The 23241-nt window shown below is 72.3% G+C and carries 20 protein-coding genes; 11 read left to right on the forward strand and 9 right to left on the reverse strand.

All coding sequences use genetic code 11. From position 1 onward, the window contains the following. The first annotated feature begins 83 nt into the window (after positions 1-83). Genes KBX26_RS13180 through KBX26_RS13200 form a run of 5 tightly spaced genes read left to right on the forward strand, consistent with a single transcriptional unit; the run spans position 84 to position 4656 of the window. Positions 84-347 carry a DUF6343 family protein gene (locus KBX26_RS13180; RefSeq protein WP_030335057.1) on the forward strand — a complete coding sequence of 88 codons (264 nt, stop codon included), beginning with the start codon at positions 84-86 and terminating at the stop codon, positions 345-347. Between the two features lie 12 nt (positions 348-359). Further along, entirely contained in the window at positions 360-1775 is a 1416-nt protein-coding gene (locus KBX26_RS13185; protein WP_030335055.1) for an NADP-dependent succinic semialdehyde dehydrogenase, read from the forward strand. A gap of 52 nt (positions 1776-1827) precedes the next feature. Continuing rightward, on the forward strand, positions 1828-2793 hold the full coding sequence (locus KBX26_RS13190) for a TIGR03885 family FMN-dependent LLM class oxidoreductase (RefSeq protein ID WP_030335052.1): 966 nt from the start codon (positions 1828-1830) through the stop codon (positions 2791-2793). Between the two features lie 37 nt (positions 2794-2830). Continuing rightward, on the forward strand, positions 2831-4402 hold the full coding sequence (locus tag KBX26_RS13195; RefSeq protein WP_030335050.1) for a Na+/H+ antiporter: 1572 nt from the start codon (positions 2831-2833) through the stop codon (positions 4400-4402). Next, on the forward strand, positions 4399-4656 hold the full coding sequence (locus KBX26_RS13200; protein WP_210864001.1) for a UBP-type zinc finger domain-containing protein: 258 nt from the start codon (positions 4399-4401) through the stop codon (positions 4654-4656). The genes KBX26_RS13195 and KBX26_RS13200 overlap by 4 nt, the downstream gene beginning before the upstream one ends. A 3-nt stretch (positions 4657-4659) precedes the next feature. On the opposite strand, the gene KBX26_RS13205 is transcribed toward KBX26_RS13200, so the two are convergent. The 3 genes from KBX26_RS13205 to KBX26_RS13215 all read right to left on the reverse strand — a co-directional run bounded on the left by KBX26_RS13205 (position 4660) and on the right by KBX26_RS13215 (position 8470). Then, positions 4660-5904 (reverse strand): MFS transporter, encoded by a 1245-nt coding sequence (locus KBX26_RS13205; RefSeq protein WP_210865529.1) that lies wholly within the window; start codon positions 5902-5904, stop codon positions 4660-4662. Positions 5905-6122: 218 nt separating this feature from the next. Then, positions 6123-7373, reverse strand: coding sequence for an HNH endonuclease signature motif containing protein (locus KBX26_RS13210; protein WP_210865530.1), 1251 nt, complete (start codon positions 7371-7373; stop codon positions 6123-6125). Between the two features lie 182 nt (positions 7374-7555). After that, entirely contained in the window at positions 7556-8470 is a 915-nt protein-coding gene (locus KBX26_RS13215) for a hypothetical protein (protein ID WP_210860170.1), read from the reverse strand. A gap of 242 nt (positions 8471-8712) precedes the next feature. On the opposite strand from KBX26_RS13215, the gene KBX26_RS13220 reads away from it, so the two are divergent. After that, positions 8713-9369, forward strand: a complete 657-nt coding sequence (locus tag KBX26_RS13220) for an HAD family hydrolase (RefSeq protein WP_210865531.1) — start codon at positions 8713-8715, stop codon at positions 9367-9369. 65 nt (positions 9370-9434) lie between these two features. On the opposite strand, the gene KBX26_RS13225 is transcribed toward KBX26_RS13220, so the two are convergent. After that, positions 9435-12044 carry a glycoside hydrolase family 9 protein gene (locus KBX26_RS13225; protein WP_210865532.1) on the reverse strand — a complete coding sequence of 870 codons (2610 nt, stop codon included), beginning with the start codon at positions 12042-12044 and terminating at the stop codon, positions 9435-9437. A gap of 273 nt (positions 12045-12317) precedes the next feature. Between KBX26_RS13225 and KBX26_RS13230 the strand changes: the two genes are divergently transcribed. After that, the gene (locus KBX26_RS13230; protein ID WP_030335040.1) at positions 12318-13043 is read left to right on the forward strand and encodes a PP2C family serine/threonine-protein phosphatase; all 726 of its coding nucleotides are present in this window, start codon (positions 12318-12320) and stop codon (positions 13041-13043) included. An 8-nt stretch (positions 13044-13051) separates the two neighbouring features. On the opposite strand, the gene hrpB is transcribed toward KBX26_RS13230, so the two are convergent. Genes hrpB through KBX26_RS13245 form a run of 3 tightly spaced genes read right to left on the reverse strand, consistent with a single transcriptional unit; the run spans position 13052 to position 16729 of the window. Next, complete coding sequence (gene hrpB / locus KBX26_RS13235) at positions 13052-15592, reverse strand: ATP-dependent helicase HrpB (protein WP_210865533.1); 2541 nt, start codon at positions 15590-15592, stop codon at positions 13052-13054. Between the two features lie 28 nt (positions 15593-15620). Beyond that, positions 15621-15821 (reverse strand): DUF397 domain-containing protein, encoded by a 201-nt coding sequence (locus tag KBX26_RS13240; protein ID WP_210865534.1) that lies wholly within the window; start codon positions 15819-15821, stop codon positions 15621-15623. 41 nt (positions 15822-15862) lie between these two features. Continuing rightward, positions 15863-16729, reverse strand: a complete 867-nt coding sequence (locus KBX26_RS13245) for a helix-turn-helix transcriptional regulator (protein WP_280940610.1) — start codon at positions 16727-16729, stop codon at positions 15863-15865. Positions 16730-16869: 140 nt separating this feature from the next. Between KBX26_RS13245 and KBX26_RS13250 the strand changes: the two genes are divergently transcribed. The 3 genes from KBX26_RS13250 to KBX26_RS13260 are packed head-to-tail and all read left to right on the forward strand — an operon-like array spanning position 16870 to position 19643. Beyond that, a complete protein-coding gene (locus tag KBX26_RS13250; RefSeq protein WP_030335033.1) occupies positions 16870-17496 on the forward strand; it encodes a GPP34 family phosphoprotein in 627 nt (208 codons plus the stop codon). Positions 17497-17544: 48 nt separating this feature from the next. After that, positions 17545-19056, forward strand: a complete 1512-nt coding sequence (locus KBX26_RS13255) for an APC family permease (RefSeq protein ID WP_210865535.1) — start codon at positions 17545-17547, stop codon at positions 19054-19056. After that, positions 19053-19643 carry an N-acetyltransferase gene (locus tag KBX26_RS13260; RefSeq protein WP_210865536.1) on the forward strand — a complete coding sequence of 197 codons (591 nt, stop codon included), beginning with the start codon at positions 19053-19055 and terminating at the stop codon, positions 19641-19643. The genes KBX26_RS13255 and KBX26_RS13260 overlap by 4 nt, the downstream gene beginning before the upstream one ends. A 108-nt stretch (positions 19644-19751) precedes the next feature. On the opposite strand, the gene KBX26_RS13265 is transcribed toward KBX26_RS13260, so the two are convergent. Continuing rightward, a complete protein-coding gene (locus tag KBX26_RS13265) occupies positions 19752-20576 on the reverse strand; it encodes a SigB/SigF/SigG family RNA polymerase sigma factor (protein ID WP_030335027.1) in 825 nt (274 codons plus the stop codon). Positions 20577-20953: 377 nt separating this feature from the next. Between KBX26_RS13265 and KBX26_RS13270 the strand changes: the two genes are divergently transcribed. After that, entirely contained in the window at positions 20954-21703 is a 750-nt protein-coding gene (locus tag KBX26_RS13270) for a hypothetical protein (protein ID WP_030335025.1), read from the forward strand. Here KBX26_RS13270 and KBX26_RS13275 read toward each other — a convergent pair. After that, positions 21652-23241, reverse strand: a complete 1590-nt coding sequence (locus KBX26_RS13275; protein WP_030335024.1) for a phospholipase D-like domain-containing protein — start codon at positions 23239-23241, stop codon at positions 21652-21654. The genes KBX26_RS13270 and KBX26_RS13275 overlap by 52 nt on opposite strands.

The raw sequence follows: 23241 nt of genomic DNA on the forward strand, positions 1-23241 counted from the left end.
GATGTGCCGGAGCACACCGGCGCGGTCGGGTCGCCCGCGCGCCGTACCGGTTAAGCCGGCCGATCGGGGGTAGATCGGTGGGTATGACGAGATCGCAGCCTCGGCGTGCCCGTGGCACGGTCGGCCACGCGAACAGCGCGCTGAACCTCCGGCTCACCCTCGCCAGCTTCGGCCTGGTGATCATGGTGGTCTTCGCGGTGCTGGCGTTCTGGGCCGGTATCGCCTGGCTCGGCGTACTCTGCGCGATCTTCGCCGTGGTCGCCGTGGTCGACCTGGTCGTGATCCAGCGCCGCCGCGCCGCCCGCCGCCGCGAGGAGCCGGGCGTACGACACTCGCTGTTCGAGTGACAGGAGGACGAGATGCCCCACATCGCCACCACCAACCCCGCCACCGGCCAGGTGCTCAAGACCTATGAGGCGATGTCCACCGAGCAGCTCGACGGTGCCATCGAGCGCACCGACCTCGCGTTCCAACAGTTGCGGGAGACGACAGTCGACCAGCGCGCCCGGTGGATGAACGCCGCCGCCGACCTGCTCGACGCCGAGCGCGACGAGATCGCCCGGATCATGACCACCGAGATGGGCAAGACGTACGCCGCGGCGCAGGCCGAGGTGACGAAGTGCGCCACTGCCGCCCGCTTCTACGCCGACAAGGCCCCCGCGTTCCTCGCCGACGAGCCGGCCGACGCCGACGCGGTGAAGGCGACCCGGGCGTTCATCCGTTACCAGCCGATCGGCGTGGTGCTCGCTGTGATGCCGTGGAACTTCCCGCTCTGGCAGGTGATGCGCTTCGCCGCGCCAGCGCTGATGGCCGGCAACACCGGGCTGCTCAAGCACGCTTCGAACGTGCCGCAGACCGCGCTGCTGCTGGAGGACGTGTTCCGCCGCGCCGGCTTCCCCGAGGGGGCGTTCACCACAGTGCTGGTCGGCTCGGACGCCGTCGACCGCATCCTCAGCGACCCCCGGGTACGCGCCGCGACGCTCACCGGCAGCGAACCCGCCGGCCGCTCCATCGCCCAGATCGCCGGACGGGAGCTGAAGAAGACGGTCCTCGAACTCGGCGGCAGCGACCCCTTCGTGGTGATGCCCTCGGCCGACGTGGACCGGGCCGCCGAGGTCGCCACCACCGCCCGCTGCCAGAACAACGGCCAGTCCTGCATCGCCGCGAAGCGGTTCATCGTGCACACCGACGTCTTCGACGCGTTCGCCGAGAAGTTCGCCGCGAACATGGCCGCACTCCGGGTCGGCGACCCGATGGACCCGGACACCGACGTCGGGCCGCTGGCCAGCGAGCGGGGCCGCGACGAGGTGCACGCCCAGGTCCGCGACGCGGTGGACAACGGCGCGACGGTGCTCTGCGGGGGCGAGCGGCCGACCGGTGCCGGCTGGTTCTACCCGCCGACGGTGGTCACCGACCTCACCCCGCAGATGCGGATGTGGTCGGAGGAGGTCTTCGGCCCGGTCGCCGGCCTGTTCCGGGTGTCGTCGTACGAGGAGGCCATCGCTGTCGCCAACGGCACCAGCTTCGGGCTCGGCTCGAACGCCTGGACCCGCGACCCGGCCGAGCAGGAGCGCTTCGCCACCGACCTGGACGCCGGCAACGTCTTCATCAACGGGATGACCACCTCCTACCCCGAGTTGCCGTTCGGTGGCGTGAAGAACTCCGGGTACGGGCGCGAGTTGTCGGCGCTGGGCATGCGGGAGTTCTGCAACACCAAGACGGTCTGGGTGGGCGAGGGCGCCGCCTCGGCCGGCGCCGGCGCGCACGCCGAATAGTTCGCGGTGCGGCACGCGTCAGCCGGCGCCGTCGTGGGTAGGAAGTGTGCCCATGACGTCGTTCGGGTTTCACGCCTCCCATGAGCAGATCGGTCCGCGCGCCCTGTTGGAGGCGGTGATGCACGCCGAGCGGGCCGGCTTCGACGCCGCCATGTGCTCCGACCACTTCTCCCCGTGGAGCGCCCGGCAGGGCGAGTCCGGCTTCGCCTGGTCCTGGCTCGGCTCGGCGTTGCAGGCCACCGGTATGCCGTTCGGCGTCGTCAACGCACCCGGTCAGCGCTACCACCCGGCGATCATCGCGCAGGCGATCGGCACCCTCGGCGCGATGTACCCGGGCCGGTTCTGGGCCGCGCTGGGCACCGGCGAGGCCAGCAACGAGCACATCACCGGCGACCCGTGGCCACGCAAGGACGTGCGTTCCGCCCGGCTGCGCGAGTGCGTCGACGTGATCCGCGCCCTGCTGGCCGGCGAGGAGGTCAGCCACGACGGGCTGGTCCGGGTGGATCGCGCCCGCCTGTGGACCCGCCCCGAGCAGCCGCCCGCACTTGTCGGCGCCGCCGTCAGCGTGGCCACCGCCCGCTGGTGCGCCGAATGGGCGGACGGGCTGATCACCGTGAACGCCCCGGTGGCGCACCTCCGCGAGATGATCGACGCGTACCGGGACGCGGGCGGGCGTGGACCACTGCACCTGCAGGTGCACGTCTCCTGGGCGCCGGAACAGGCACAGGCCGAGGCGATCGCGTACGACCAGTGGCGCAGCAACGTCTTCCCCCCGCCGGTCTGCTGGGACCTGGAGACCGCCGAGCACTTCGACGTGGTCTCCGCCGACGTGCCGGCGCAGCGCGTCGCCGAGGTGGTGAACGTCTCCTCCGACCTGGGCCGGCACGTCGGCTGGCTGGAGGAGTACCTGGAACTCGGCTTCGACCAGATCGCCCTGCACCACGTCGGGCAGGAGCAGCGCGGATTCATCGACGCGTTCGGCGCGGAGGTGCTGCCGAAGCTGCGCCCGGGCGGCTGAGCAGAGCGGTGTTCACGTACCCCTAGGCTCGTACCCCATGGAAAGCCTGTTCCCGGTCGTCGTCTTCCTGGCGATCGCCACCCTGGGCGCCGCGTTGGCCCGCCGGCTCGGCCTGCTCGCGCCGATCGTGCTGGTCGTCCTCGGCCTGGCGCTCTCATTCGTGCCGGGCTTCCCGCAGGTGCACCTGGAGCCGGAGCTGGTGCTGATCGGCATCCTGCCGCCGCTGCTCTACGTGGCCGCGCTGGAGACCTCGGTGCCGGCGTTCAAGAACAACATCCGGCCGATCCTGCTGCTCGCTGTCGGCCTGGTGTTGTTCACCGCGTTCGTGGTCGGGTTGGTGCTGCACCTGCTGTTGCCCCAGGTGCCGTTCGCGATCTGCCTGGCCCTCGGCGCGGTGGTCGCCCCACCGGACGCGGTGGCCGCCACGGCCGTCGCCCGCCGGGTCGGGCTGCCCCGCCGGGTCGTCACCATCCTGGAGGGCGAGAGCCTGGTCAACGACGCCACCGCCCTGGTGCTGCTGCGGGTTGCGACGATGGCCACCGTCGGCTCGGCCGTCGGCACGGCGGAGGTCGCCGTCGAGGTGCTGCGGGCCACCGGCGGCGGCATCCTGATCGGGGCGCTCGGGGCGCTGGTGTTCGGCTTCCTGCACCGGCGCATCACCGACCCGCTGCTGGACAACGCGCTGTCGCTGATCATTCCGTTCGCGGTGGTGTTCACCGCCGAACACCTGCACGCCTCCGGCGTGGTCGCGGTGGTCGTCACCGGTCTGGTGCTCGGCCACAAGCTGCCGCAGCTGCTGTCGGCGGCGTCCCGGTTGCAGATCGGCGCGTTCTGGCGACTTGTTCGGTTCCTGCTGGAGGGCCTGGTCTTCCTGCTGGTCGGGCTCCAACTGCGGGACGTGCTACGCGAACTCGACGAGCCGATCGGCTCGCTCACCCTGATCACCCTCGCGGTGCTCGCCACCGTCTTCCTGACCCGGTTCGTCTGGCTCTTCCCGGCCACCTACCTCGCCCGGTTGGTCCCCCGGGTCCGCCGCCGTGACGCCCGGCCGTCGCCGAAGGTCCCGATCATCATCGGCTGGGCCGGCATGCGCGGCGTGGTCACCCTGGCCGCCGCGCTCGCGCTGCCGCTGACCCTGGCCGGCGACGAGCCGTACCCCAGGGCGTTGTTCATCTGGCTGGCCTTCGCCGTGATTGTTTTCACCCTGGTCGGCCAGGGCGCCACCCTGCCACTCGTCGCACGCCGGTTGAAGCTGCCGCCGGACGACGCGGTGCAGGACGCGCTCTCCGCGGCCGGGGTGCAGCAGCAGGCCAGCAGGGCCGCCCAGGAACGCCTGGACGAGTTGGCCGACACCGCCCCGGACCCGGTGGTGGCCCGGCTGCGCCGAGCGGTGGAGGACCGCACCAACATGGCGTGGGAACGACTCGGCGGCGACGAGCGGGAGACCCCGTCGCAGGCGTACGGTCGGCTGCGACAGGAGATGATCGACGCCGAGCGGGAGGTGTTCCGGGCTGCCCGGGACTCCGGTCGGATCCCTGAGGAAGTGCTGGTGCAGGCCTACCGCGACCTGGACCTGGAAGAGTCGTTGCTGCGAGAGGTTGAGAAGTGAGCTGTCAGCACCTGACCGAGGCCGGTGCCGCCGCACCACGCACCCCCGACGAGTGCGCCGACTGCGTCGCCATCGGCGACACCTACTGGGTGCACCTGCGCACCTGCCTCAGCTGCGGGCAGGTCGGCTGCTGTGACTCGTCGCCCAATCAGCACGCGAGCAAGCACTACGCGTCCACCGGCCACCCGGTGATCCGCTCGGCCCAGCCGGGCGAGGCCTGGCGCTGGTGTTTCGTCGACGAGGAGATCGGCTGACGGTCAGCCTGGGTGCGGTGACCGGCTGGCCAGGGCGCGGCGGGTGAGTGGCGGCACGGCGAGGCCGGTGAGTGCGAGCAACCCCGCCAGCGCCAGCCAACCGATCGGGCCGCCGTCGATGATCAACCAGGTCAGCAGGGCAGGGCCGGCCGCGCGGGCCAGCCCGGCGAGCAGTCCGTCGACCCCCTGGTAGGCGCCGAGGGCGTCCGGGGCGGCGAGGTCGTAGGCCAGCGCCGCCCCGGCCCCGGCATGCCACAGGTCGCCCATGGTGTAGATCACCGTCGCGGCCAGCAGCAGGCCGATCGCCGCAGCGGTGGGCACGACGGCGGTCGCGGCCCAGAGCAGCATCCCGGCCGCGAGCACCAGCCCGGCCCGGCGCATCGTCGCCGCCGCCGGCACCGCGTGCCGGGAGCTTTCGCTGAGGCGTACGGCGAGCAGCACTGTGAGCAGCGTGTTGACCAGCAGCGCGGCGGCGACCGTCACCGTCGGCGCGTCGGTGCGGCTGACCACCCACAGCGGCAGGATCAGCGACAGCACCACCCCGTGCACGGAGAGCACCGCCGAAGCGCCGGCCACCGCGAGGAAGCGCCAGTCGCCCAACGCACGCGCCGGACGCGGCCGGACCGCCCGCCGCGCCGGCGGATACGACGGCAGTCGCATGATCAGCGCCGCCGAGACCAGGTAGGTCGCGACGTTGCCGAGCACCAGCAGCCGGTACGCCCACCCGGTGTCCGCCACCAACGCGAACGCGGCCAGCCCCGCGCCGAACGTCACGCCCAGGTTCGCCACAGCGCGCAGGGTGGCGAACGCGTGCACCCGGCCCTGCGGGCCAGCGACCGCGGCGACCAGCGCGGCGCGGACCGCCAGGTTGCCGGAGACCAGCAACGCGTCCAGAGTGGCCACCAGCAGGAAAACCGGGAACGAGCCGACCAGCAGGTACGCGGCGGCGACAACGGCCTGGGCCAGTTGCAGCACCGCGCGTAGCGCCCGGGGATCACGCCGGTCGGCGAGCCCACCGAGCGGCACGCTCGCGGTCAGCCCGACCAGACCCGCGATAGTGAGCCCCAGCCCCACTTCGGTCGGTGTCAGCCCCACCGAACGGGTGAAATAGAGCGCCGCGCCGGTCACCCACAGCCCGGTGCCGACCGTGTTGGCCATAGTGGCCAACGACAGGGTGCGCAGCCGACCAGGCGGCGGCAGCGGCAACAGTGATCGCCAGCGGCCGCGAACCTCCGCCGTGGTGCCCATCCACCGACCCTAGGGTCGCCGCCTGCTCATCGATGCCCCGCGCGGTGCGGTGCCCGTCACAGCCCGTGCCCAGGTCAATCTCGGGTGGGCTCAGCACAAAGATTCGTTTCGCCTCGCCTTGACCACAGCCGTCACCTGTGTTCGGTGATCGGTGCCGGCAGTCCTTCCCGCGCTGTCCTTCCCGGCCGTCCTGAGCGGAGCTGGCCGCCTTGGGGAGGTCACGTCCGCCGGTGGTACTGGTTGCGGCGAGGGAGTCGGTCCGGGTCGAGCCAGGCCGGCGGGACGAACTCCGGGTGACCGTCGCCGCCGAGCCGAACCGTCCAGTCGCCATGATGGAGATGTCGGTGATGGTGGGCACAGAGCAGTACGGAGTTGGCCAGGCTGGTGCTGCCGCCGTCGGCCCAATGGCGGATGTGGTGGGCGTCGCACCAGCGGGGCGGGCGGTCACAGCCCGGGAAGGCGCAGCCGCGGTCGCGCAGGACCAGGGCGCGTCGCAGGGGGCCGGTGACCAGTCTGCGTTGCCTGCCCACGTCGAGCGTCTGGCCGCTGCCGTCGAGGACGGCCGGCAGGATCGCCGCGTCGCAGGCGAGACGGCGTACCGCCTCCGGGGTCACCCGTGGCCCGGTGTCGAGGGTGCCGGCGTCGAGTTGCCGGGTCAACACGTCGAAGCTGGTCGTGACGACGATCTGGGCGGGCTCGCCGCCGTGCTCGGGTAGCTCACCGGTGCGCAGGGCGAGCCGACAGAGGTCGGCGAGCGCGTCGTGGCGGCGTTGCCCTGGAGAACGCGGGTCGTCCGGACCGGACGGTGCGGTCAGTGGGTCGAGCGCCGCGCGCAGCAGCCCGGCCGCCTCCGCATCTAGGTTGCCGGACAGCCGTAGCCGGCCGTCGCGCAGCTCGGACAGCGTGACGTGACGGTCCCGGTCGGCTCGACGCGCCTCGGTGTCGAGTGCCGCCCGCGCCGCGGCGTCGGCGACCTCCGGGGCGACATGGTCGAGGACTCTGCTGCCCAGCTTGCGCAGCAGCGCCGGCTCGAACTGCCCGGCCCACTCGACAAGCACGCCGACCGCCTTCTCGGCCGCCTCGGCGCCGGCGGCCGTGTGCACTGTGCGGACCGTGTCGCTGATGACCCGGGCCTGCTCCACGGTGATGGCTCCGCTGGCCAGAGCAGCCCCCACCCCGGACGTTCCGGCGTCCAACGCGCCGGCGAGATCGACCAGTCGGCGGGCGGCGGGAATGCTCAGCCGCAACCGGTCGCGCAACCACACGGCCGTCGATGACGCGCCCTGCGTCCTGACCGTGCCACGACCGTCGAGCTCGCGCACCAGGACCAGTTGCACGGCCGCCAGGCGCTGCGCGAGCCGGTGCGCGGCGTCGAGCGCCGCGACGAGGTCCTGCTCCGGAAGAGCCCACACCGGGGCGCCGAGGCAGTCGGCGACCGCCGCCTCCGCCTGCGCCAACTCCTCCACCATGGACCGAAAATAGAACAGGTGTACGACAGTTTAGCCCGACCGCACCCTGCTACTCCCCAACTCCAAGGCCCAGCTCGACCCAGCCCAGACCTACCCGCGCCGACCGGAACGGTGTCGGTCGACCAAGCGGCCAGTTCGGAGTGCGGAGGTCGGCCGGAGAATTCGAGCATCGCGCAAGCCTGTCAGCGGGCCACGTGGTCGGCGAGGCGCTCGGTGGCGAGGCAGGAGACGAGGCAGCGTTCCTTCGCGTCGCCGGTCAGCCGGGCGGTCCAGTCGGTGAGGCCACCATCACCGATCTCCAGGTCGCCACCGAGGAGGCTGATCCGTAGGGCGCACCCGGTGTAGTAGCCACGACCACGGGTGCGCTCCGGCTCGTCCACGAGCGGCACCGCACCCCCGGCGAGCGCCGGTCGGACGGTGTCGGCCAGCCGTTCCCGGACGGCCTGGTCGTCGAAGTGGGTGACGTGCAACTGCGGGACGGCCGCCGGGGCCAGCTCGGCGAGGACGGTCCGCCAGTAGGTGAGGTGCCGGACCAGCAGCCGGGCCTCGGTGCCGCCGGCGCCGGTGTCCCGGGCGCTGGACACGAGGGCGAAGAGCCGGAAATGTGCCGACGCGTCGCTGCCGAAATCCTGGGCCCGCAGCACCCGGTGGGCGGCGGCCAGGTGCACCTCGTCCTGCCGACGGCGACGCACGGCTGCCTCAACGGCGAGGGCGTTGGTGGGATCGCTCAGCACCTCGCTGGCGCGCATCGTGGTGAGGATCCTGTTCTGGCTGACCGGTGCGACGACCGAGCAGGTGCCGACCGGTACGACCGGCGACAGCTCCACCCCGGCCACGTCGGCGGGCAGCAGCTGCCACATCCGGGCCTCCACCTGAGCGAGCAGGCGCGGGTCGGCACGGGCCGGACGGACGAAGCGGTCCTCGCGCCAGCGGCGTACCACCTCGGGCGGACGTACGGTCGCCGCCCGGTCGCGGGCCACACCCAGCAGAAGAGTACGTAGGTCTGCCCCGGACAGCCCGGCCAGAGCGGCCCGCGTCCCCGTCGGCATCGCCGTCCACACCCGACGCTCCGCGCCGGCCAGATCGTCGCCATCCATGGGCCTCACCTTGGCTGACGCGGCACTACCGCTCCACCGCTTTTGCCGCCGGTGCCAGTAATTCGTCCACGTCATCAGCTCGACAGCGTTGCCGGGAGGGACGCCGACTGCCGGCAACCCCACCTAGGCTCCAGCGACACCGCGGCGACACGACAGCGGCGGCGGCGACACGACAGCGACAGCGGCGACCGACAGCGACAGCGGCCGCGCCTCAGCGACCGCGACGAGGAACGGGGACAGAGATGATCAGCGCAGTCTTCTTCGATGTGGGCGGCACCATTCTCGACGAGTCCCGCGAGTTCGCCGACTGGGCCGACTGGCTCGGCGTGCCCCGGCACACGTTCTCGGCGGTCTTCGGCACGGTGATCGCCAGGGGTCTGGACTATCAGGAGGTGTTCCGGGTCTTCCGGCCCGACTTCGATCTCACCACCGAGCTGGCCCGTCGGGAGGCCGCCGGCCGGCCGGAGTCGTTCGCCGAGGAGGACCTGTACCCGGACGCGCGTGAGTGCCTGACGTCCTTGAAGGACCAGGGCCTGTTCGTGGGCCTGGCCGGCAACCAGCCGGCTCACGCGGAGGCGACCCTGCGCGATCTCGACCTTCCCGTGGACGTGATCGGCACGTCGCACGGGTGGGGCGTGGCGAAGCCGGCATCGGCGTTCTTCGAGCGGGTCGTCGACGCGGGCGGCGGGGTCGCGTCGTCGATCCTGTACGTCGGGGACCGACCCGACAACGACGTCCGCCCGGCCCTGGAGGTTGGCATGAAGGCGTGCCTGATCCGGCGGGGTCCGTGGGGGTACATCCTCGACCCCTCCGAGGTGGCCGAGCGGTGCCTGTTCCGGATCGACTCGCTTGTCGAGTTGCCGAGCCTCGTCGCGACGCACAACGCGGTCGGCGGTTGACCCGCCGACCGCGTGTTCGTGCCGTCCTGGTGGCCGCCTTCCCCGGGCGGCCACCAGGACGGGGATCAGGTCAGCGAGCAGGCCGCGCCGTTGACGGTGATCAGGCCAGGGCTCGGGTTGGCGCCGCCGCTGGTCGTCGCATTGAAGCCGAACATCACCGAGCCGCCAGGCGCGATCTTGGCGTTGTGCGACTCGTTGCGCGCGGTCACCGTCGCGCCGGACTGGGTGACCTTCGCCAGCCACGCCTCGCGGACCCGCTGACTGCCGGTGAACGCGAAGCGCACGTTCCAGCCGTTGACGGCGGTGGACCCGGTGTTGCGGATGGTCAGCTGGGCGGTGAACCCGGTGCCGCCCTGCCAGGCGCCGTAGTTGGTGTACGCCACCGAGCAGGTGGTGGCCGGTACCGCGCCGGCGTCACCCTGGTCGGCCAGGAACGAGGCGATCCAGGTCAGCGCCGAGTTCCAGTTGATCGCCACCTCGTTGGTCGAGTACGAGTTGATGTCGTCGACGTAGCAGAACATCGGCTCGCAGCCAGCCAGCAACTGCGCCACGAACGGGTCCTGGAGGGCCGCGTTCGGGCCACCGGCGAGGGAACCGGCCGGCGGTCGGGGCAGGCTCGGGTCGAGCTGGTGGCCGAAGATCCGGCTGTGCTGGTTCTCCGCGGCGTGCTCGCCCCACCCGGTGACGTAGGAGATGTTCAGGGCGTTGCGACCGAGGATGTAGTCCATCGCCTGCACGGCACCGTCGCGGTAGGCGGCGTTGCGGGTCAGGTCGAACGCGGTGGCCAGCACCACGGCGTTGTTGATGACGTTGCTGTTGCCGCCCCAGAAGTAGCTGTTGGCGTCACCGGGCATCGGCAGCCCGTACGCCTGGCGGCGCAGCTCGGCCAGGTACGTGTCGGCCGCGGCCGTGACCGACGCGCGGACCCGGGCCAGATCGGCGGCGGGCAGCCCGTTCGGCACGGTGGCCAGGTCGAGGCGGCCCAGCGCGGCGACGCTCTGCCAGCCGAAGCCCCGCGGGTCGAACACGTTGCCGGTGTGGTGCGGTGAGGCGGTCAGGTCGGCCAGGTAGGTCTGCGCGCCGGTGGTCAGGTACAGCTCGGCCGTCGCCCAGTAGAACTCGTCGGTGACGTTGCTGTCGTCGTACGCGCCGCCGCCGGTGCCGTCGGTCGGGCTGGCGTACACCGCGGGGTGGGCCTTGGCGGCGGCGTAGGCCGTCTTCGCGGCGGTGTCGCAGCGGGCCGCGAAGGTCGCGTCGTACGGGGCGAAGAGCCGGGCGCACTGGGCGGCGGTGGCGGCGAGGTTGAGGGTTGCCGCCGTCGACGGTGCGTGCAGCTCGCGCGGCTGCGGGTCGTCCTGCGGGGCGAGTGGCAGCCCGGTCCAGTTCTGGTCGTGGATCTTGTGGTGGACCATGCCGGCGAGCGGCTTGCCGGCGGGCACCTGCATGCGCAGCAGGAACTCCAGCTCCCAGCGGGCCTCGTCGAGGATGTCCGGCACCCCGTTGTCGCGCTCGGGCACCCGCAGCGTGCCGTCGGCGAGTTCGGCGCCGCCGTTGGCGGTGGCCGCCGTCTTGGTCCGCTCGAAGGTGTTCAACAGCTGGTAGGTGGCGATGCCGCCGTTGACCACGTACTTGCCGTGGTCGCCGGCGTCGTACCAGCCGCCGCGCACGTCCAGCGAGTAGTCGCAGACCCCCGGCTGGCAGGGCACGTTGGTGTCGCCCTGGTTGGGTGCGACGCCGAGGTGGCCGGCGGGTCGGGCGTACTCGTCGCCGATCAGGTCGCCGTCGATGGCGATGCCGCTGCGCTGGGCGTAGAAGAACTGCAACGAGTCGGAGCGCAGCTGGTCGTAGAGGGCGCCGGAGACGTCGAACGGGTGGCTGGTCTCGCCGTCCACGGTGAGCGTGAGCCCGGTGCCCGGGGTGCGGTAGCTGGAGAAGTCGACGGTGTGCACGTTCTGCCCGGAGGCGGCGTCGACACCGCGAGCGGTGGTGGTGCCACTGGCCACGACGGCGCCGGCGGCGCTGCGCAGCTGCCAGGGCAGCGCTTCGGTGGCCTCGGTGACGACTGTGGCGTTCTTCGGGCCGCCCGGCAGGTAGCCGACCTGGTTGACGCGCACCCGTGGCCCGGTGTCCGGCACGTACGGCTCGGGCGGCTCGCCGCCGCGCAGCGAGACGTCGTCCAGGCAGATGGTCTGCGCCTGGGCGGCACCGCCGACCTGGAAGATCAGTTGGGCGTTGGGGTTGGTGTCCGGGACGGTGAAGGTCTGCTCGACCCGCTGGGCGGTGCCGGTCGCCGTGGCGTCCACCGCCGCGTACGTGGTGTAGGGGGCGCTGCCGAGCTGCAACACGGCCTTGACCGCGGCGCCGGGGGTGGCGGAGACATCGAAGCCGAGGGTGTATTCGGCGCCGGCGATCAGCGGTACGCCGTCCTGGCCGATGCCGGCGTCCCACGGGTTGGCCAGCCCGCCCGCCACGGTGGTGCAGAGCCGGCCGTCGGTGACCGCCAGCGGGCCGGTGCCGAAGGAGAACCAGGGGCTCACCCCGGCGCTGAAGTCGCCGTTGTCGATCTGCTCGGGGGCGTCCGGTGGTGGGTCGGCGTGGGCCGCGCCGGCGCCCGCGCCGGTGAGGGCCAGAGTGGTCGCCGCAGCCAACAGGAGGCGGCGTCGGGATGGCGTCACGGGGAGTCCTTCCGGGACGGGAAGTGGGACGTGGTGGTGGCACTGTGGGGCGACGAATTCTGGGAGCGCTCCCAGTTGTCGGCTCGATGTTTCCAGCGTCGGTACCTCATGTCAATTGATCTGATTGGATGGGTTCCGGCGTGCGACGAGGGCGGTCACCCCGGCGGGTGCTCCGCGACGCGCCGCCACCCGAACGTGAGATTGGCCGCGCCACGCGCCGTCGTCCTGATCTCCTAGAGACAACTGCGCCCTTCGCCTGGCAGGCTGCCTCCCATGACCCTGAAGCTGCGTTCCGTAGGAACGAGCGACCGTGGGCTGATCCGCAGCGGAAACCAGGACGCCCTGCACGCCGGCACCTGGCTCGTCGCCGTCGCCGACGGCATGGGCGGGATGGCCGCCGGCGACCTGGCCAGCGCCCTCACCATCGACGCGGTCGCCCCGCTGGACGTCGAGACACCCGAGGACGCCCTGGTGGCCGCGCTGGAAGGCGGCATCGCGCTGGCCACCTCCCGGATCCGGCAGGCGGTCGCCGAGGATCCTGAGCGCCAGGGCATGGGCACCACGCTGACCGCCCTGCTCTTCGCCCGTACCGGCAGCTGCCTGGCCCTCGCGCACGTCGGCGACTCCCGCGCCTACCTGTTCCGTGAGGGCGTGCTCAAGCAGGTGACCCGGGACGACACGTTCGTCCAGATGCTGGTGGACCAGGGTGTGATCACCGCCGACCAGGCCAGCAGCCACCCGCGCCGCGCCGTGGTCACCCAGGCCCTGCAGGGTGACGAGGTCTCCCCGTCGTACGCGACGATGGTGCCCCGGGCCGGCGACCGGTGGCTGTTGTGCAGTGACGGCCTCTCCAACGTGGTCCGCCCGGACACCCTCACCGAGGTGCTCGGCGGCTATCCGGACCGGGGCGCCTGCGCCAGCAAACTGATCGACCTGGCCCTGCACGCCGGCGCGCCGGACAACGTCACCGTCGTGGTGGCCGACGTGGTCGAGGAGTAGGCCGGCGCTCAGCGTCGACGTGGCGTGGCGTGCCGGGTGGGCGTCGCCGTGGCCGGGTCCTCCGGCCACGGGTGCCGGGGATAGCGCCCGCGCAGCTCCGAGCGGACCTGCGGGTAGCCGGTGCGCCAGAACGACGCCAGATCGGCGGTGACCGCCACCGGCCGGCCGGCGGGGGAGAGCAGGTGCAGCAGCACCGGCACCCGACCGTCGGCGATGCGGGGGGCCGCCGGCCAGCCGAACGTCTCCTGCAGTTTCACGGCGAGCACCGGCGCGGCCGGGTCGCCGTAGTCCAGCCGGATCCGGGAGCCGCTGGGCACGTCGATCCGTTCCGGGGCCAGCTCGTCCAGGCGGGCGGCCTGCGCCCAGGGCAGCAGCCGGCGCAGCGCCGACGGCACGTCCACCCGGGCCAGGTCGGCCCGGCGTCGCGCGGCGGCCAGCTCCGGGCCCAGCCAGCTCGGCGCGGCGTCGAGCAGCGAGGTGTCGTCGACCTCCGGCCACGGATCACCCAGGTGGTGCCGCAGGAACGCGAGCCGCTCCCGCAGCGCCCGCGTCGCCGGCGTCCACTGCAGCAGCCCGAGGCCGTCCTGACGTAGGCCGGCGAGCAGCGCGGCGGCCACCTCCGCCCGGTCCGGCCGGTCCAGCCGTTTCTGGACCAGCTCGATCGCGCCCAGCCGGGTCACCTCCCGGGCCACCACGTCCCCGTCGAACCAGCCGACCTCCCGGTCGGTGCGCAGCAGCGGGCCGGCCGCCTCCCGGGCCGTCGCCTCGTCCACCGGGCAGGCCCGGCGGACGCGGGCCGACGGCGCGCCGGGGGTGCGGTCCGCGACCGCCACCGCCAGCCAGTCGGACCCGGTCAGCCCCGAGCCGGCGGCCAGCTCCGCGGCGGTCCCGCCGGTCATCAGGTACGCCGAACCGCCCGGCCGCCGCACCCGGGCCAACCGTTCCGGGTACGCCAGACCGACGAGCAGCCCGGCGGCGAGATCGTCGCTCAGCCCACCCGCGCCGCGGTGACCGGTGGCGTCGACGCGACCCGTCGCCGGGGCACCGGTCGGCAGCGCGGCGCGCAGCCGGCGTACCTCGGCACGCCAGCGGGCCGTCGCGCCCGCGTCCACGCCGGTGCGCAGCCGACGCCAACCGGCGACCAGATCGTCACCGGGGCCGGCCGCGCTCTCCTCGGCGAGCACCGCCACCACCTCGGCGGCCCGGTCGGCGCCGACCCGGCCGGCACCGTCGAGCAGCGCCCGGGCCAGCCGCGGATGCGCCCCGGCGGCGGCGATCGACCGCCCCCGTGCCGTGATCCGACCGTCGGTGTCGACGGCGCCCAGGGTCCGCAGGGTGTCCCGGGCGACAGTCATCGCGGCGGCCGGCGGCGCGTCGGGCCGCGCGAGCCCGACGCCGTCCGGTCGGCCCCAGGCGGCCAGCTCCAGCGCGAAACCGGTCAGGTCGGCGGTGGCGATCTCCGGTTCGGCGCGGGCGGGCAGCCGCTCGTGGGTCGCCGCCGACCAGCAGCGGTAGACGTACCCGGGGGCCTCCCGGCCGGCCCGGCCGGCCCGTTGGGTGGCGGCGGCCCGGGAGACCGGCACGGTGACCAGCGCGCCCAACCCACGGGCCAGGTCGATCCGGGGCACCCGGGAGAGCCCGGCGTCCACCACGATCCGCACGCCCGGGACGGTCAGACTGGTCTCGGCCAACGCGGTGGCCAGGACGACCCGCCGTCGGTCCGCGCGGCGCAGGGCGGCGTCCTGCTCGGCGCCGCGTTGACGGCCGTGCAGGGGCAGGAGCGCGACAGTGTCCCGCAGGTCGGTCAGTCGGCCGGTGACCGCCGCGATCTCGCCGGCCCCGGGCAGGAAGACCAGCACGTCGCCGTCGTGCTCGCGCAGCGCCCGCCGGACGGTGGCGGCGACGTGGTCGAGCAGGGCCCGGTCCACCGGCCCGGCCCCGGGCGCGGCGATCGGGCGGGTCGGGGGCGCCCAGACCCGCTGCACCGGATGCGATGCTGAGTCGGCGCGGACCACCGGGGCCGGGGTGGGCCCGCCCAGCAGCGCGGCGAACCGGTCGGTGTCCGGAGTCGCCGACATCGCCAGCAGCCACAGATCCGGCCGGAGGGTGGCGCGCGCCTCCACGGTGAAGGCCAGCGCGAGGTCGGCGTCGAGTTGGCGTTCGTGGCACTCGTCGAGCAGCACGGCACCCGTGCCGGGCAACTCCGGGTCGTGGTGCAGCCGGCGGACCAGCAGGCCGGTGGTGACCACCTCGATCCGGGTGGCCGGGCCGACCCGGCGTTCGCCGCGTACCGCGTAGCCGACCCGCTCACCGACCCGTTCGCCGAGCAGCTCGGCCATCCGCCGGGCAGCGGCCCGCGCCGCCACCCGGCGGGGCTGGGCGATCACCACCCGACCGGTCACCCGGTCGGCCATCGCCAGTGGCGCGAGGGTGGTCTTGCCGGTGCCCGGCGGGGCCACCAGCACGCCGGCGCCGGCCTCGTCCAGTGCCGCGACCAGCGCCGGCAGCACCGGACGGACCGGCAGATCGAGGGTTACGTCGGAGAGCACGGCCCAGTCTCGCACCGGCCCGGGTGGGTCAGGGGCGACGGACCTCGCCGACGCCGCGTACGAACGCCTGCCAGGGCGCCGCACCGAAGGCGAGCACCGGGCCGGAGCGGTCCTTGCTGTCCCGGACGGCGACCTGACCGTCGACTGTCGCGACCTCCACGCAGTTGCCGTTGCCGCTGCTGCGCGTGCTGGTGCGCCAGTCCACTCGGGTCAGGTCGTACGCCGTCATCCGCGGTACCTCTCGTCTGCGTCGGCGTGCCGCAGGAGCGGTCACGCAAAGTTACGAGAAGCATGCTCAAGACGGGTCAACGACGCCGCCGGATCGAGCGCCATCCGGCACAGCTCCTCGTGCAGAAGGCTATACCCGAGCACATGATCGGCTTCCTCCAGAGCCAGCCCCATCGTGAGGTTATCCAGGTAAACCACTGACGCGTCGCCGGCGTCGGCAAAGTGGAGGATCACGTACGGGGTGCTCATCGCCGGATGTCCGCCGGCCGCGAACGGAAGTACCTGAATTGTCACGTTGGGTAGTTGCGCGATCCGGCTCATGTGGATCAGTTGTTCGGCCATCACCGCGGTGCCGCCGACCGGGCGCAGCAGCACCGCCTCATTGATCACCACCGACAGGTCGACCGGGTCGTCGCGGCGCAGCACCTCCTGCCGGCGCAGTCGGGCGGCGACCTTGCGCTCCAACCCGTCCTCACCAGCGGTACGCCGGAAGATCTCCCGGGCGTACGCCTCGGTCTGCAGCAGTCCGGGCACCGACTCGGCCTCGTACGTGCGCAGCGTCGCCGCCTCGGCCTCCAGCCCGACGTAGAACTCGAACCACTCGGGGAGCACGTCGCTGTAGTTCTGCCACCAGCCCCGCTGTTGGGCACCTCGGGCGATCTCGATGAGCGCCTCGGCATCCGAACCGGTCACCTCGTAGAGCGCGAGGGCGGCCCGGACATCGCGTGGCTTGATGCCGATCTGCGCGGTTTCGATCCGGGAGAGGTTGCTCTTCGACATGTCGAGCTGACGGGCGGCCACATCGAGGGTCATGCCCGCGCGTTCCCGAAGTTGGCGGAGTTCCCGCGCGATGCGGCGTCGCCGGACGGTCGGGCTGGCAGCGGGTCGGATGGCGGGGGTGGCGGTCACCGTCCGAGTCTGCCACGACAGATTCGCAGGTCGCGCCTGCACGGAGTGCAACTTTCAAATCTGGGAGTTGCGTTGCAGTAGCTGTCGGTGCATCCTTTCCCGGTCGCGATCACTGTGGACACACCTGTGCGGGAGGACCGTTGCTCATCGCCGACGAGTTCTTCCTGATCGCACACAACGACAGTCGCGGCAAGGCCAAACTGCACCCGGCGGCGACGGGGCTCGGGCTCGCCGGCGGGCTGCTCGGCGAGCTGATCCTGTATGGACACATCACCGTGCTGGGCGGGCAGGTCACCGTCATCGACCGTCGCCCGCCGGCCGACGCGCTGGCGCACACCGTGCTGGACCAGCTGGTCGGCGAGTCGCAGCACCGGGAACTGAACACCTGGCTGAGCTTCCTGGCGCAGAGCGCGACGACCTCGGTGGGGGAGCGGCTGGCCCGCTCCGGGGTGCTGCGCCGGCAGGAGAGCCGCCGGCTGCTGCGTACCACAGTCACCTACCTGCCGATCGACCTCAACGCGGTGGCCTGGCCGGCCACCCGGCTGCGGGCCCTGCTGGACCGGCCGGACCCGCCGGGCGTGCCGGACGCGCTGCTGCTCGGCCTGGTCGTGGCCGCCGGGCTGACCCGCGAGGTGCTGTGGAGCGCCGGCCCCCGGGCCCACCACCGGTTGAACGTCCTCATCCCCGCGCTGCCGGCCCCGCTCAAGGAACTCGTCGGGCACACCGAGGCCGCCGTCGGCGCCGCCGTGCTGCGCGGCATCCCCTGACCCGTCCCGGTAACCCCCAACCCTCCCCTCGACAACCGGAGTAGTCGTATGCCCCCGACATCGACAGTCGACCGACCCAGCAACGTCTCCGAAGCCCTGGCCCGAGGTCGCCTCGGCATCCCGTCGGTCATCTTCTTCGTCCTCTCCGCCGCGGCGCCGCTGACCGTGGTGGCCGGCGTCGTCACCACCGGCTACGGCGTCATCGGGGTGACCGGAATCCCGCTGGCCTTCCTGCTGATCGCCGCGGTGCTCGCGCTCTTCTCGGTGGGTTACGTGGCGATGTCGCGCCGGGTGGAGAACGCCGGCGCCTTCTACGCCTACATCTCCCGGGGTCTCGGCCGACCGGCCGGCGTGGGCGCCGCCTGGGTCGCGCTGATCGCGTACAACGCGTTGCAGGTCGGGCTGTACGGCACCATCGGGGCGGCGGCCCAGCCGGTGCTGGACCGGCTCTTCGGGGGGCACCCGCACTGGGCCGTCGTGGCCCTGGTGGCCTGGGCGTTGGTCGGCCTGCTCGGCCTGCTCCGGGTCGACCTCAACGGCATGGTCCTGGCCGCGCTGCTGGTCGCCGAGATCGTGGTGGTCCTCGTCTTCGACCTCGGACAGATCAGCAACCCGGCCGACGGTCAGGTCGGCTTCGCCTCGTTCTCGCCGGACAACCTCTTCGTGCCCGGCGTCGGCGCGGTGCTGGTGCTGGCCATCCTCGGCTTCGTCGGCTTCGAGTCGGCGGTGGTCTTCAGCGAGGAGAGCAAGGACCCGAAGCGGACGGTGCCGCTGGCCACCTACCTCTCGGTGGCGATCATCGCCGGGCTGTACGCGCTGTCGTCCTGGACCATGACGGTCGCCGTCGGGCAGGACCAGATCGTCGCCGCGGCCGGCGAGCAGAGCATCGAGCTGATCTTCAACCTGGCCGCCGCGCAGCTCGGCGACACCGTGGTCACCATCGGGCAGGTGCTCTTCCTGACCTCGGTCCTGGCCGCGATGATCTCGTTCCACAACACCACGGCCCGCTACACGTTCGCACTCGGTCGGGAGCGGGTGCTGCCGGCGGTGTTCGGGCAGACCTCGGCCCGGACCGGGGCACCGCGGGCCGCCTCGGTGGCGCAGAGCGTCCTCGGGCTGCTGGTCATCCTGCTGTACGCGATCAACGACTGGGACCCGGTGGTCCAGTTGTTCTTCTGGGTCGGCACCACTGGCGGTTTCGGCGTCCTGCTGTTGATCGCCACCACCTCGGTGGCGGTGATCGCCTACTTCGCCCGCTCGGCCAGCGGTGAGAACCTCTGGCGGCGGGCCATCGCGCCCGGCCTGGCCACCATCGCGCTCTTCGTGATCATCTGGTTGGCCGTGTCGAACTTCGCCAACCTGCTCGGCGTCTCTCCGGACTCCACCCTGCGCTGGGCGCTGCCCGCCGCGTACCCGGTGGCGGCCCTGCTGGGCATCGGCTGGGCCCTGCTACTGCGCAGCAACCGTCCGGACACGTACGCCCGGATCGGCCTGGGTGCGGCGAGCGCCGCCGCCGCCGTCACGTCGCCGCCGCCGGCCGCCGTGGAGGTGACCCGATGAGCGTGGTCATCGAGCGGCTCGGACCGGAGGAGACCAGCCTCGTGGCGGGTCGGATCGCCGAGGCGTTCACCGTCCTGGAGGTGACGACGTGGCTGGTCCCGGACGCGAGTAAGCGGGAGGCCGTGCTGGCCGGGGACTTCGAGATCCTGGTCGGGCACGCGATGCGGCACGGCATGGTGCACGCCACGGCGGATCGCGCCTCGGTCGCCGTCTGGTTTCCGTCGGTCGGCGAGCCGGCGCCGCCGCCGGCGGACTACGACGCCCGACTGGCTGCCGCCTGCGGCGAGTGGACCGACCGGTTCCAGCACCTCGACGAGCTGTTCGCGGCGAACCATCCGCATCCGGATCACCACCACCTCGCCTTCCTGGCGACCCGGCCGGACCGGCAGGGGCAGGGGTTGGGTAGCGCGTTGATGCGCCACCACCACGCCTGGCTGGACGCCAACGGGATGCCGGCGTACCTGGAGGCGAGCAGCCCGCGCAGCCGGGACCTGTACGCGAAGCACGGCTATCTGGCCGGCGAGCCGTTCCGGGTGCCCGACGGCACGCCGTTCTGGCCGATGTGGCGGGAGCCGGTCACGCCCTGACGGGGTTCACCGCTACGCCCCGCGGTCGAACTGTCACGCACGCGTGACAGGAGCGGGCAGAAAGGAGGGCCGGGTCCACGGACCCGGCCCTCCCTTTCCGTCAGCTGGTCAGTACGTGCCGTCGAGCTGGCCGCGCAGCTTGGTCAGCGCCCGGGTCAGCAGCCGCGAGACGTGCATCTGCGAGACGCCGATCTGGTCGGCGATCTGCGACTGGGTCAGGTTGCCGTAGAAGCGCAGGGTGAGGATCTTCTGCTCGCGCTCGTCGAGGGTGGCCAGTGCCGGGCCGAGGGCGACCCGCAGCTCAGCCAGCTCGAACTCGCTGTCCTCGCCGCCGAGCATGTCGCCCAGCTCGGTGGCGCGCTCGCCGTCGCCGGTCGGGGTGGACAGCGACACCGCGTTGTACGCGCGGGCGCCCTCCAGGCCCTCCAGCACCTCTTCCTCGGTGAGCTTGAGGTGCGCGGCGATGTCGGCGACCGTCGGCGAGCGGCCGAGGGTCTGCAGGAGCGAGCTGTTGGCGTCGGAGATGGCCAGCCGCAGCTCCTGGAGCCGGCGGGGCACCCGGATGTCCCAGGTGCGGTCGCGGAAGTGGCGCTTGAGCTCGCCGATGATGGTGGGGATCGCGTAACCGGCGAAGTCGACACCGCGCGAGGGGTCGAACTTGTCGATGGCCTTGATCAGGCCGATCGCGGCGGTCTGCGCCAGGTCGTCGTTCGGCTCGCCGCGCCCGCTGTAGCGGTGGGCCAGGTGGTTGGCGAGCGGCAGCCACGCCTCGATCGCCCGGTCTCGCAGCGCGGGGCGCGACGGGTGGTTGGCGGGCAGCGCCGCCATCGCGTTGAGCACGTCGGCAGCGCTGTCGGTGAGAGCGCGCGGGTCGAGCTTGGCGCTCGCCTTGGCGGCGGTGCTCGGCTGCTCGGTGATCGTTGGCGCGGTCATGGGTGGTCCTCCCTGCACCTCGTCCACGGACAAAGAGACGTGACGCTTTGGTTTAAGTTCCAATGGGCCGTTCGGGAGTCACCTTAACCTGATCGTCTCCCCGAAATCTAGCCGAAAGGTTGATGTACTTAGGGGATGTCGAGCAGCAAAACGGGCAAACAGGCAGGAAGTTGAGGTCGCTGTGAGAAGCCTTACCCGCTTTCTCGCCCGCAGAAGCGCTGCCCGGTCGTCCGACCGGCTCCACCGATCGGCCCCCGGGTTATGGCGACTGGTCAACACGAAATCCGACAAGTCGGCCGGAGTGTCGACTATCCGTCCTTGTCCCGCTGGCGGGACCGGCCGTAGCGTCGCCTGTACACACCCGGTTCGGAGGCACCGTGCTCGATCCAACCGCTCCCCAGCTCGTCGTGAACAGCCGCACCCTCTACTTCAGCTGGCTGCCGGCGGATCCCGACGCCGTCGCCGCCCTGGTCCCGCCGGGGCTCAGCCCCCGCCCCGACCGGCAGGTCTTCCTCAATCAGTACGTCGTCGACGACGAGACGCAGACCTCCGGCTTCGGCGCGTACTCGCTGACCTACCTCGGTGTCTCGCTGCTGGGCGTCGACGCGCCCGGCGGCCTCAACGCGGGTGGCTGGTGGACCCACTACGTGGCCTCCAGCCGACTGGTCCGTGAGTACGCCGTCGCCCGCGGCGCGCCGGTGTTCGCCGGGCGCACCCGGATCGAGGTGACCGGCGAGGACCTGCTCGCCGAGACGGAGATCGACGGCACGACGGTGATCCAGGCGCGGTGCCGGGTGGGGGAGACCGGGCACGCGATCAGCAGTGGGCACCACCGCTACTTCACCCGACGCGACGGCCAACTGCTCAGCTCGGCCTACCCGTTCGTCGCCGAGCCGGTCGCCCCGTTCGAGATCGAGTCGGTGGAGTTCCTCCAGCGCGGCCACCCGATGTACGCGCTGCGCCCGGCCAACCCGCTGACCATCGGCTTCGGCTACTACTCACCCCGCTCGTCGTTCGCCTACCCCGGTGGGTTGAACGTGTACCGGGCCCCCGCGCCCGAGCCCACCCGGCCGCTTCACCAGGTGCCGGCCAGTCTCGCGCGCAGCGGCCTGCCGTCCGGGTCGTAGACCAACCGGTACATTGGCAGCGCCCACGCCCTGGTGTACCACGGCAGCCGTTCGGGGCGGTGCGGGCGTAGTCGCCCGGGCGGCCGGTCACCCACCTGGCCGTCGTCGTACCACTGCTGTAGCGCGTCGGCGGCGGCGGTGACAGCCGCGACGGCGTCCGCCGGGTCCAGCAGGTCCGCGTCGTCCCGGCCGTCCGGGTCACGGTCCAGGTGCTCGCGCCACAGCCGCAGTCGCAGGTCCCGGGCGAAGCTGCGCGCGCCGTCGCCCCGCCCCGCCGGGTCGGTGGGCTCCCGCTGGTCCGGCGTCTCGTCGAGCACCGCACAGGACAACTCACTGTCGTGCGTCCAGGACCGCCGGTTGAAGTTGTCGCTGCCGACACTGGCCCACACGTCGTCGACCACACACACCTTCGCGTGCACGTAGACCGGGCCGCCGGCCTGGTTCTCCACGTCGAACACGTGCACCCGGTCCGGTGCGGCCCGTTCACACAGCGACAGCGCCTGCTCGCGCCCGACCATGTTCGGTGGCAACGCCAGTTTGCCGTCCACGTCCGGGTGGCGGGGAACGACGGCGATCAGGTGCAGTTCCGGGTTGTCCCGCAGCGCGTGCGCGAACAGGTCGGCGACCTCGGCCGACCAGAGGTACTGGTCCTCCAGGTAGATGAGTCGGCGGGCACGACGGACCGCCTTGGTGTAACCCCGGGCCACGGTCCGCTCCCCGTCCGGTGCGAACGAGTAGCGGGGACGGACGGCCGGATAGGTGCGCAGCACCTGGATCTGGTGCGGACCGCAGGGCGGCGGATCCGCCGGCTGCTCGGGCAGCGGGTCGGGGCGCAGGTCTGAGCCGCGCAGCCGATCCCGCAGGTAGGCCATCGGGTTCTCCGAGTCCAGCGGCATCGGGTCGGTCCAGCGTTCCCGGAACAGGGTGTCCAACGCGCCGACCACCGGACCGCGCACCGCGAGCTGCACGTCGTGCCAGGGCGGATTGGGCCCGTACCGCTGGGACATCTGCACCGGCTGCGGATCCCCGTGGTGCGCGGCGTCATCGCGGCGGCTGTGGCACAGGTCGATCCCGCCGGCAAAGGCGATGTCCCGCTCGGGTGCGCCCGGGTGTCGCAGCACCACGAGCTTCTGGTGGTGCGAGCCGCCGCGCCGGACCCGTTGGTCCAGCAGCACCTCCCCGCCGGCGGCCGAGATCGTCTCGCTGAGGTCGCGGTTCTCCGCCTCGCTGTACGCCAGGACATCGAGGTGCGACCGCCAGATCAACCCCTTGACCACCACGCCGCGTTGGGCGGCCTGCGCGAAGAGCTGGGCCACGGTCGGGCCGTCCGGGCGCAGCCGCTGGTCCGGGTCACCCCGCCAGTCGGTGAAGAACAGGTGGTCCCCGGCGCCCAGCGCCTCGACCTCGTCGACCAGCCGGTCGAAGTAGGCGGCACCGTGAATCAACGGCTCAGCGAGGTTTCCCGTGGTCCACACGGGTATGCCAGAGACCGGGTTGGCGCGTTCCTCAGCGGTGAGAAACCAGTCCTGCAACGGCAC

This window comes from Micromonospora sp. C97, from assembly GCF_018070385.1.
GTDB lineage: Bacteria > Actinomycetota > Actinomycetes > Mycobacteriales > Micromonosporaceae > Micromonospora > Micromonospora parva.

What these genes read in the sequence shown, in the direction of transcription:
- KBX26_RS13215 (WP_210860170.1), bottom strand. Translation starts at nt 8,470, where the DNA reads ATGGATGGCGACGATCTGGCCGGCGCGGAGCGTCGGGTGTGGACGGCG.
- KBX26_RS13220 (WP_210865531.1), top strand. Translation starts at nt 8,713, where the DNA reads ATGATCAGCGCAGTCTTCTTCGATGTGGGCGGCACCATTCTCGACGAG.
- KBX26_RS13255 (WP_210865535.1), top strand. Translation starts at nt 17,545, where the DNA reads ATGCCCCCGACATCGACAGTCGACCGACCCAGCAACGTCTCCGAAGCC.
- KBX26_RS13260 (WP_210865536.1), top strand. Translation starts at nt 19,053, where the DNA reads ATGAGCGTGGTCATCGAGCGGCTCGGACCGGAGGAGACCAGCCTCGTG.
- KBX26_RS13210 (WP_210865530.1), bottom strand. Translation starts at nt 7,373, where the DNA reads ATGGTGGAGGAGTTGGCGCAGGCGGAGGCGGCGGTCGCCGACTGCCTC.
- KBX26_RS13265 (WP_030335027.1), bottom strand. Translation starts at nt 20,576, where the DNA reads ATGACCGCGCCAACGATCACCGAGCAGCCGAGCACCGCCGCCAAGGCG.
- KBX26_RS13230 (WP_030335040.1), top strand. Translation starts at nt 12,318, where the DNA reads ATGACCCTGAAGCTGCGTTCCGTAGGAACGAGCGACCGTGGGCTGATC.
- KBX26_RS13240 (WP_210865534.1), bottom strand. Translation starts at nt 15,821, where the DNA reads ATGACGGCGTACGACCTGACCCGAGTGGACTGGCGCACCAGCACGCGC.
- KBX26_RS13195 (WP_030335050.1), top strand. Translation starts at nt 2,831, where the DNA reads ATGGAAAGCCTGTTCCCGGTCGTCGTCTTCCTGGCGATCGCCACCCTG.
- KBX26_RS13205 (WP_210865529.1), bottom strand. Translation starts at nt 5,904, where the DNA reads ATGGGCACCACGGCGGAGGTTCGCGGCCGCTGGCGATCACTGTTGCCG.
- KBX26_RS13190 (WP_030335052.1), top strand. Translation starts at nt 1,828, where the DNA reads ATGACGTCGTTCGGGTTTCACGCCTCCCATGAGCAGATCGGTCCGCGC.
- KBX26_RS13185 (WP_030335055.1), top strand. Translation starts at nt 360, where the DNA reads ATGCCCCACATCGCCACCACCAACCCCGCCACCGGCCAGGTGCTCAAG.
- KBX26_RS13180 (WP_030335057.1), top strand. Translation starts at nt 84, where the DNA reads ATGACGAGATCGCAGCCTCGGCGTGCCCGTGGCACGGTCGGCCACGCG.